This is a genomic window from Streptomyces sioyaensis, from assembly GCF_004122735.1.
Classification (GTDB): Bacteria; Actinomycetota; Actinomycetes; order Streptomycetales; family Streptomycetaceae; genus Streptomyces; species Streptomyces sioyaensis.
In genome coordinates this window covers 1-8,142 of sequence record NZ_SDIF01000193.1, presented here as the reverse complement: position 1 = coordinate 8,142, position 8,142 = coordinate 1, and the positions used below count along the sequence as shown (strand labels likewise).

Annotated in this window: 9 protein-coding genes; 3 read left to right on the top strand and 6 right to left on the bottom strand. The window is 70.3% G+C overall.

All coding sequences use genetic code 11. The features are described 5' to 3' along the window. Positions 1-337: 337 nt before the first annotated feature. The 4 genes from EST54_RS32175 to EST54_RS32160 form a co-directional block, all read right to left on the bottom strand. The gene (locus tag EST54_RS32175; protein WP_129251223.1) at positions 338-1,219 is read right to left on the bottom strand and encodes a MetQ/NlpA family ABC transporter substrate-binding protein; all 882 of its coding nucleotides are present in this window, start codon (positions 1,217-1,219) and stop codon (positions 338-340) included. 72 nt (positions 1,220-1,291) lie between these two features. After that, positions 1,292-2,026: a methionine ABC transporter permease gene (locus tag EST54_RS32170; RefSeq protein ID WP_129251222.1), complete on the bottom strand. Its 735-nt coding sequence runs from the start codon at positions 2,024-2,026 to the stop codon at positions 1,292-1,294. Further along, a complete protein-coding gene (locus EST54_RS32165) occupies positions 2,023-3,114 on the bottom strand; it encodes a methionine ABC transporter ATP-binding protein (protein ID WP_129251221.1) in 1,092 nt (363 codons plus the stop codon). Before EST54_RS32165 ends, EST54_RS32170 begins: the two co-directional genes overlap by 4 nt. Before the next feature lie 405 nt (positions 3,115-3,519). Then, positions 3,520-4,164 (bottom strand): HAD family hydrolase, encoded by a 645-nt coding sequence (locus EST54_RS32160; RefSeq protein WP_129251220.1) that lies wholly within the window; start codon positions 4,162-4,164, stop codon positions 3,520-3,522. A gap of 117 nt (positions 4,165-4,281) precedes the next feature. Between EST54_RS32160 and EST54_RS32155 the strand changes: the two genes are divergently transcribed. Then, positions 4,282-4,650 (top strand): hypothetical protein, encoded by a 369-nt coding sequence (locus EST54_RS32155; RefSeq protein ID WP_129251219.1) that lies wholly within the window; start codon positions 4,282-4,284, stop codon positions 4,648-4,650. Then, the gene (locus tag EST54_RS32150; protein WP_129251218.1) at positions 4,643-5,113 is read left to right on the top strand and encodes a hypothetical protein; all 471 of its coding nucleotides are present in this window, start codon (positions 4,643-4,645) and stop codon (positions 5,111-5,113) included. Before EST54_RS32155 ends, EST54_RS32150 begins: the two co-directional genes overlap by 8 nt. 49 nt (positions 5,114-5,162) lie before the next feature. Here EST54_RS32150 and EST54_RS32145 read toward each other — a convergent pair whose 3' ends face one another. Both EST54_RS32145 and EST54_RS32140 read right to left on the bottom strand, forming a co-directional pair. After that, entirely contained in the window at positions 5,163-5,705 is a 543-nt protein-coding gene (locus EST54_RS32145) for a GNAT family N-acetyltransferase (protein WP_129251217.1), read from the bottom strand. Positions 5,706-6,018: 313 nt separating this feature from the next. After that, on the bottom strand, positions 6,019-7,158 hold the full coding sequence (locus tag EST54_RS32140; protein ID WP_129251216.1) for a glycerophosphodiester phosphodiesterase: 1,140 nt from the start codon (positions 7,156-7,158) through the stop codon (positions 6,019-6,021). Positions 7,159-7,454: 296 nt separating this feature from the next. On the opposite strand from EST54_RS32140, the gene EST54_RS32135 reads away from it, so the two are divergent. Then, positions 7,455-8,123, top strand: coding sequence for a lysophospholipid acyltransferase family protein (locus EST54_RS32135; RefSeq protein WP_129251215.1), 669 nt, complete (start codon positions 7,455-7,457; stop codon positions 8,121-8,123). Positions 8,124-8,142: the final 19 nt, after the last annotated feature.

Sequence of the window (8,142 nt, the reverse complement as noted above, 5' to 3'; positions counted from 1 at the left end):
CGTACGGCCCCTTCGGGAGTGGGCAGGTGCAGACGTACCGCCGCCCAGGGGGTGGGGCGGCGGTACGTCTGCACCTGCCCACTCCCGAAGGGGCCGTACGTCGTGTGAAGGGGCCGTACGTCGTATCCGGAAGAGGCCGTATGTCGTACTTCTACGGCCACCTCCCCGTGGCAACCGCACCTCTACACCCGCCCACCCCCCGAAGGGGGGTGGGCGGCGGGGAAAAACCGCACGGCAGGGAAAAGCCTCGGGGAAAGGTCCTGAAGAACGGCCCCGGGGAAGGCCGCAGCGAATAGCCGCGGCGAAACCCGGCTGCCGAAACCGCAGCCGAAGAACCTCAGCCCTTGGCCGGCCCGAAGGCCGGAATGACCGAGCCGTCCTTGTACTTGTCCTCGATGAACTTCTTGACCTCGGGGGAGTTCAGCAGCTTGGCCAGCTTCTTGATCCGCGGGTCGTTCTCGTTGCCCTTCTTGACGGCGAGGAAGTTGGCGTAGGGGTTGTCCTTCGCCTTCTCCAGGGCCAGCGCGTCCTTGGAGGGCTTGAGCTGCGCGCCGATGGCGAAGTTGCCGTTGATGACCGCGGCGTCGACGTCGTCGATGCGCGGCGCGGTCTGCGCGGCCTCCAGCTCGGTGATCTTGACGCCCTTGTCGTCCTTGACGTCGGTCAGCTTGGCGTCGGAGCCGACGCCGGGCTTCAGGGTGATCACACCGTTGTCGGCGAGCAGCTTGAGCGCACGGCCCTCGTTGGAGGGGTCGTTGGGCACCGAGACGGTGCTGCCGGACTTGAGCTCCGAGAGCTTGTGGATCTTCTTGGAGTAGACGCCCAGCGGCTCGATCAGCACGTTCTGGACGGGCACGATGTGCGTGCCGTTCTCCTTGTTGAAGGTGTCCAGGAACGGCTTGTGCTGGAAGAAGTTGGCGTCCACCTGGCCGTCGTCGGTGACCTTGTTGGGGATCTTGTAGTCGTTGAACGGCTTGACGACCAGCTTGAGGCCTTCCTTGGCCGCCAGCTTGTTCTTGACGAAGTCGAGGATGGCGCCGTGCGGGGTGGGGCTCGCGGCGACGACGAGGGGCGCGTTCTTGTCGCCCTTGTCGCTGCTGGCGGTGGTGTCGGAGGGAGCCGAGCAGGCGCTCGCGCCGAGGGCGACGGCGGAGGCGGCCGCGACGGCCACGGTGATCTTGACGGTGTTGCGCACGAAGAGTGCCTCTTTCTTGTTCACACACGGGGGTTCATGTGCGGTGTCCGCCCGGCAAAGGGTCCGGGCTCTTGGGCGGAGCGGGTGGCTCCGGGATCAGGCGGCTTCGGTGACGGCGACCGGCTCCTCGGTGCGGGTACGGCGCAGGCCGACGCGGAAGGAGGAGGCACGGCCGCCGCGCCGGGCGAGCCGGCGGACGACGACGTCGCCGAGTATCTGGACGAGGGTGACCAGGAGGATCAGCTCCACCACGGTGGCGATCATCAGCGAGGTCTCGTACTGCTGGTAGCCGTAGGTGTAGGCGAGGTTGCCCAGCCCGCCACCGCCGACCGCACCGGCGATCGCGGAGTAGCCGATCAGCTGGATGACCAGGGTGGTGACGCCCGCGATCAGCGCGGGCAGCGCCTGCGGGAGCAGCACCTTGAAGACGATGGTCCAGGTGCCGCCGCCCATGGCGTGGGCGGCCTCCACCAGTCCGTGGTCGACCTCGCGCAGCGCGGCCTCCACCAGCCGGGCGAAGAACGGGATGGCGGCGAGGGCGAGCGGGACCACCGCGCCGGTCGGGCCGATGGAGACGCCGACGAGGAGCCGGGTGAAGGGGATCAGCACGACGATCAGGATCAGGAACGGGAAGGACCGCCCGATGTTCACGATCGCGCCGAGCACCTTGTTCACCACGACGTTCTGCAGGACGGCGCCACGCTGGGTCAGATGCAGCAGCACACCGACCGGGATGCCGATGAGCACCGCGTAGAACGTCGACCACCACACCATGAAGAGGGTGTCGAGCGTGTTGTCGTACAGCAGCGGCTGCATCTCGTTCCAGGTCACTTGGCACCTTCCTTCTGCAGCGCGCCGGCGGGCGCCGGGGTCACCGCGTCGTCGACGGCTTCGGCGGTCGCGTCGGCGGCGCCCGCGACATCGGCAACGTCGACCTGCAGCCCCTGCTCGCGCAGGAAGCCGATGGGCACCACGTTCTCCTCGAAGCGGCCGGGGAGCTCGATGCGCATCCGGCCGACCTGCTTGCCGCCGACGGTGTCCATGGCGGCGCCGAGGATCGAGATGTCGACGTTGTAGGTGCGCGACAGCTCGGAGATCACCGGGCGGGTGGCGGCCGCGCCGTGGAAGGTGATGTCGACGACGGTGCGGTCGTCGGCCGAGGGCTCGCCGCCGACCGGGAACAGCTCCCGGGCCAGCTCGGAGCCGGGGGTGGCCAGCAGCTCGGCGACGGTGCCCTGCTCGACGACGCGGCCGTTCTTCATCAGCGCGGCCGAGTCGCAGATCGTCTTGACGACGTCCATCTCGTGCGTGATGAGCACGATGGTCAGGCCCAGCTTGCGGTTGAGGTCGCGCAGCAGCTGGAGGATGGAGCGGGTGGTCTCCGGGTCCAGGGCGCTGGTGGCCTCGTCGGAGAGCAGCACCTTGGGGTCGCCGGCCAGCGCGCGGGCGATGCCGACGCGCTGCTTCTGGCCGCCGGAGAGCTGGGCGGGGTAAGCCTTGGCCTTGTCGGCGAGGCCCACCAGGTCCAGCAGCTCCAACGCCTTGCGGGAGCGCTCCCGGCGGTCGACCTTGAGGATCTCCAGCGGCAGTTCGACGTTGTCCTGGACGGTGCGCGAGGACAGCAGGTTGAAGTGCTGGAAGACCATCCCGATGTGGCTGCGGGCGGCGCGCAGCGGGGCGCTGGCGCGCTGGCCGCGGCCGGCGAGGGACGTCAGCTCCTGACCGGCGACGGTGACCGTGCCGGAGGTGGGGCGCTCCAGGAGGTTGAGGCAGCGGATGAGGGTGGATTTACCGGCGCCGCTCTGGCCGATGACGCCGTACACCTCGCCCTCGCGGACGTGCAGATCGACGCCGTCCAGGGCGGTGACTTCGCGGTCTCCTGAACGGTAGACCTTGGTCAGGCCCGTAGTGGTGATCACAGGGGAATTCCGTCACTGTCGAGTGCTCGGCGGGTCGCCCGCCGGGGCACGGGGCATTCTTGCGAGTGCGGCAGGGGGGAACGGGCGCGGGCGCGGGGCCCGGCTCCGGGTTCCGGTGACGCGGGGCGGCCGGATTCCGTCGGCGACGGAGACACGGCGCGGTGGGGGTCCACCCTGCTCCTCAAGAGCTCGGGGGAGGGTCTCACTTCGGGGCGCGAGATGGGGCGGGGGCCCTCAGCGGTCACACATTCGACACATGCAACGAGCACCGGACGTCTGGTACGCCTCGGTCGCAGGGGTGCGGTAGCTCGTCGTGGTCATGGCGGCAAGTAAACCAGACAGCCGTGCGGGCCGATCAAGCCAGTCCGCATAGCGGACACGCCCGACCGACCCGTGGACAGCGCGCTACCGCGCGACGGTGATCTCCACCGATCCGTCCGTGGCCTGCGCGGATACCGCCGAGAGGTCGGGGACCACGACGTCCGCCGACAGCTCCTCGGCGCGGTGCGTTGTGGCCAACGCCACGGTCATCATTCCGGCCGCGCGACCCGCCGCCAGCCCGACGGGGGCGTCCTCGAACACCACGCAGCGGGCCGGGTCCACTCCCAGCCGCGCGGCGGCCAGCAGGAACGGCTCCGGGTCCGGCTTGCCCCGGGTGATGTCATCGGCGGCGATCAGAGTCTTGGGCCGGATCCCGGCCTGGCCCAGCCGGGCCTCGGCCAGCCGCTGCGTGGCCGAGGTGACCACGGCCCACCGCTCGGCGGGCAGGCTCTCCAGCAGGGCGAGGGTGCCGGGCAGCGCCACCACTCCCCCGGCGTCCTCGACCTCCAGCTGCTCGATCCGGGCCACCGCCGCCGGGACGAGGTCCGCGGGCAGCAGATCGGCGACTATCTCTCCCGCCGGACGGCCGTGCAGCGCGACCCGGGCGAAGTCCTCCTCGGTGACGCCGTACTCCTTCGCCCACCGGGACCAGCAGCGGTACACGGACTCCAGGGACGAGATGAGGGTGCCGTCATTGTCGAAAAGGAGCGCATCAGCGGTGATCTTCATACTTCACGAGCGTACGTGCCACGGTGGGGCCGGACGCGGCCGCCCGCCCTCGGGCGATTAGCATCACCCCATGCTCCACAACCCCACGGCGCACCGGTATGCCGCCCGGAGGCCCCGGTGATCGACGCGCTGACGATCGCGGTCGCGCTGGCCGCTCTCGCCCTCGCCTCCTGGTGCGGCTTCGCCGCGTTCCGTGACCAGCCCACCAAGGACTGGCACTTCATCGGCATGGCTCTGGTGTCGCTGCTCGGCATCGTCCAACTGGTCATCGCCGTCGTGCAGTTGGCGGGCGGACACTCGCCCGACAAGGGCACCGCGCTCTTCGTGGCGTATCTGCTCGGGGCGGCCGCCTGTGTCCCGGCGACCGGGTTCATGTCGCTCTCGGAGCGCACCCGCTGGGGTTCGGCCACCGCCGCCGCGGGCGCCGTGGTGCTGGCCGTACTGGAAGTGCGGCTGTTCGACATCTGGGGAGGCGGCAGTGCCTGAGACCACGGCGGCCACGACAGCGGACGGCGCCGAGAGCACCGCGCCGGCGAAGCGTTCCCTGGGCACCGGCCCCGGACGGCTGCTGGTCGCGCTCTACGGCGTCTTCACCGTCGCGGCCGCGTCCCGCTCGCTCTACCAGCTCCTCGCCCAGTTCGACCGGGCCCCGCTCGCGTACAGCCTCTCGGCCCTCTCCGCGGTCGTCTACGGGTTCATCCTCTTCTCGCTGGTGCGCGGCGGTGAGGGCGCCCGCCGGGCCGCGCTGGCCTGCTGTGCGCTGGAGCTGCTCGGGGTGCTCGGCATCGGCACCTGGACGCTGCTCGACCCCTCCGCGTTCCCCGACGCCACGGTCTGGTCGGACTACGGCATGGGCTATCTGTTCATCCCGGTCATCCTGCCCGTCACCGGGCTGCTGTGGCTGCGCCGGGCCCGTACGGAGCAGCCGGCCGCCGGGGTCCAGGACTGAAGGACGGGCCCGCTACCGGGCCCGTCCTCCTGAGTTCCCGCGTGTCCGGCTACGCCTGCGCGGCGAGCTCGCCCACGCCCGGTCCGGCGGGCGCCGCCACCGCGGCGACGTCCTGACGGCGCTCCTTCTCCAGCGTCACCACGCCCATCCGGGGGCCGGTCTGCTCGGTTCCCACGGGCGCATAGCCGTGGCTGCGGTAGAGCCGCAGGTTGCCGTCGCTGCGGTGACCGGTGAACAGGCGGTAGCGCAGGGCCGCGTGCTCCTCCGCGAGCCGCCGCTCGACGGCGTCGAGCAGCCGTCCGCCCAGGCCGTGCCGCTGCATCCGCGGGTGCACGATGAGCTTGGCGATCCGCCCGGTACCGTCCTCGTCGACCGTGCCGCGCACGGACCCGACCACCTCCTCGCCGAGCCGGGCGACCACGACGCAGCCCGCGCCCAGCTCGGCGCGCAGCGCCTCCAGCGTCTGGGTGAGCGGCTCGATGCCGTAGTCGTCGTACAGCGCGGCTTCCTGCTGGTAGCAGAGGTACTGGAGTTTGAGGATCTGCTCGGCGTCCTCGTCGGTCGCCGCAGAGATGGTCACACTCGTGCCCATGCGCCTATGCCTCCCCTATTCGGTTCGCTGGCCCGGGCGCGCTGAGGGTGTAAGGGGTGCGCCCGGAACGATGTGCCCTGACAGACGGCTCCGCGGGGTACCCGTCGCCGCCATGGCGTGGCTGACACTGCTCCTTCCGGACTCCCCGGAATGCGGCAGCGGCAATCTCCGCCGCGAGCATTCTGCGCAGGCGCCCGGGACAAACGGAACGCCGCCGAGCTCTCCTGTGACATTCCCAACTCAGATGAGAGTGGGGTGAGCTGGTGCCGTCCGGGGGCCGGGCCGCCGCCGCGCCGGCGGCCCGGCGTCCGGCTCAGCCCGTGCGGAATTCCGCGGCAGCCAGCAGCGCGGTGTCGCAGTTGTCGGAGAACAGGCCGTCGATACCGGTGCCCAGGAGCGCCTTGAAGTAGGCGAGCGAGTCGCCGTAGGCGTTCGGGTCGGAGCCGCGGCGGAGGTTCGTCGGCAGGAAGGTGTTCTCGTTGCGGACCGTGTACGGGTGCAGTACCAGCCCGGCAGCGTGGGCGTCCTTGACGACGGACGTGGGCGTACCGAGCTTGCCGTCCTTGTCCCGCGGGATGATCACCGTGAGGTCCGGGCCGATGCCCTGGGCGAAGCCGGCGATCCACTTCAGGCCCTCGGGCTTGATCAGATCGGCGACCGTGCGCGGGTCCCCCGCCTCGACGAAGTCCCAGGGCCGGGTGTCGGGCGTGCCCAGCAGGACGATCTTCGGGCAGCCGACGAGCTTGCCCAGGCGCTGGAGGCTGCTGGGCTCGAAGGACTGCAGGAAGTTCGGGGAGTTCGTACGGTGGCGGCCGTGCGCGCGCAGCGCCTTGGCCACCCGCTCCTCCAGCGGAAGGCCGAGCTTGCGGAAGTAGGTGGGGTGCTTCGTCTCGATGTGCAGCCAGACCCGGCGGCCCCGCTTGCGGCCCTCGCGTTCGGCCCACTGCAGGACCTCCTCGAAGGACGGCACCTCCCACCGGCCGTCATAGAGGGTGTTGTGCTGCCGGGTGCCCGGTATGCGCTCCTTGGCGCGCAGCGTCTTGAGCTCGGCCAGCGTGAAGTCCTCGGTGAACCAGCCGGTGAGCTTCACCCCGTCGACGGTCTTGGTGGTCTTGCGGTCCGCGAACTCGGGGTGCGCGGAGACATCGGTGGTGGCGGTGATGTCGTTCTCGTGACGGCATACCAGGTGGCCGTCCTTGGTGGGGACGAGGTCCTGTTCGATGACGTCCGCGCCCATGTCGAGGGCGAGTTGGTAGGAGCCGAAGGTGTGCTCGGGGCGGTAGCCGCTGGCACCGCGGTGGCCGATGATCAGCGGAACCGGCAGTGCCCGGGCGGCCTCGCCGCCGCGATCCCGGGCACTGGCCTGGCCGGCCCCGCCGAACACCGCCGCCCCCGCACCGAGGGCCGCGGCCCCCAGTACCGTCCGCCGCCCCGGCTGCTCCCGCTTGTGCATACGCACGCTCCTTGAATGAGATGGTCTGTCGTTGTGCACGTGCTTCCGGGTGTTTTCCGGCGTGCGGTGAGGCGTGTTGCCCGCCGGCCCACGGAACCAGGCCGATCGTAAGCACGGACGGGTGATGCCGGGGAGACGCACGCGGACTTCGCGGGGAACATGGGCGGTAACACACGTCAACTGTGCGTATCGACCTCGTAAACCCGATGTGCGCGCGGGAGTGACCCGCGAGTATCGTCCTGGGCTGCAGAGTTCTGCGCCTGCTCGACATTGACCACCACGACCCGGAGGGCCCGTTGTCCCGCATTGTGCTGAAGGCGATTCTCGGATTCGTCATGCGTGTCCTGTACCGCCCCAAGGTGGAGGGCATGGAGCGCATTCCGGCGACCGGGCCGGTGATCCTGGCCGGTAACCACGTCACGTTCATCGACTCGCTCTTCCTGGGCCTGCTGGTCAAGCGCCCGGTGTACTTCATCGGCAAGGACGAGTACGTCACCGGCAAGGGGCTCAAGGGCTGGCTGATGGCCTGGTTCTTCACCAGCACCGGCATGATCCCGGTGGACCGGGACGGCGGGCACGGCGGGGTCGCGGCGCTGATGACCGGCCGCCGGGTCCTGGAGGAGGGCAAGGTCTTCGGCATCTACCCCGAGGGCACCCGCTCCCCCGACGGCCGGCTCTACCGGGGCCGGACGGGCATCGCCCGCCTGACTCTGATGACCGGCGCGCCCGTCGTGCCGTTCGCGATGATCGGCACGGACAAGGTGCAGCCCGGCGGCAAGGGCCGCCCGCGCATCGCGCCGGTGACGGTGCGCTTCGGTGCGCCGCTGGACTTCTCCCGCTACGACGGCATGGACCGCGACCGCTATGTGCTGCGGGCCGTCACCGACGAGGTGATGAGCGAGGTCATGGAGCTCTCCGGCCAGGAGTACGTCGACATCTACGCCACCAAGGCCAGGGCCGCCTGACCCCTCGGCGGTGCGCCGG

Bases quoted from the DNA above. Each gene is read 5' to 3' on its own strand.
- EST54_RS32145 (WP_129251217.1), bottom strand. From the start codon at position 5,705: ATGGGCACGAGTGTGACCATCTCTGCGGCGACCGACGAGGACGCCGAG.
- EST54_RS32140 (WP_129251216.1), bottom strand. From the start codon at position 7,158: ATGCACAAGCGGGAGCAGCCGGGGCGGCGGACGGTACTGGGGGCCGCG.
- EST54_RS32160 (WP_129251220.1), bottom strand. From the start codon at position 4,164: ATGAAGATCACCGCTGATGCGCTCCTTTTCGACAATGACGGCACCCTC.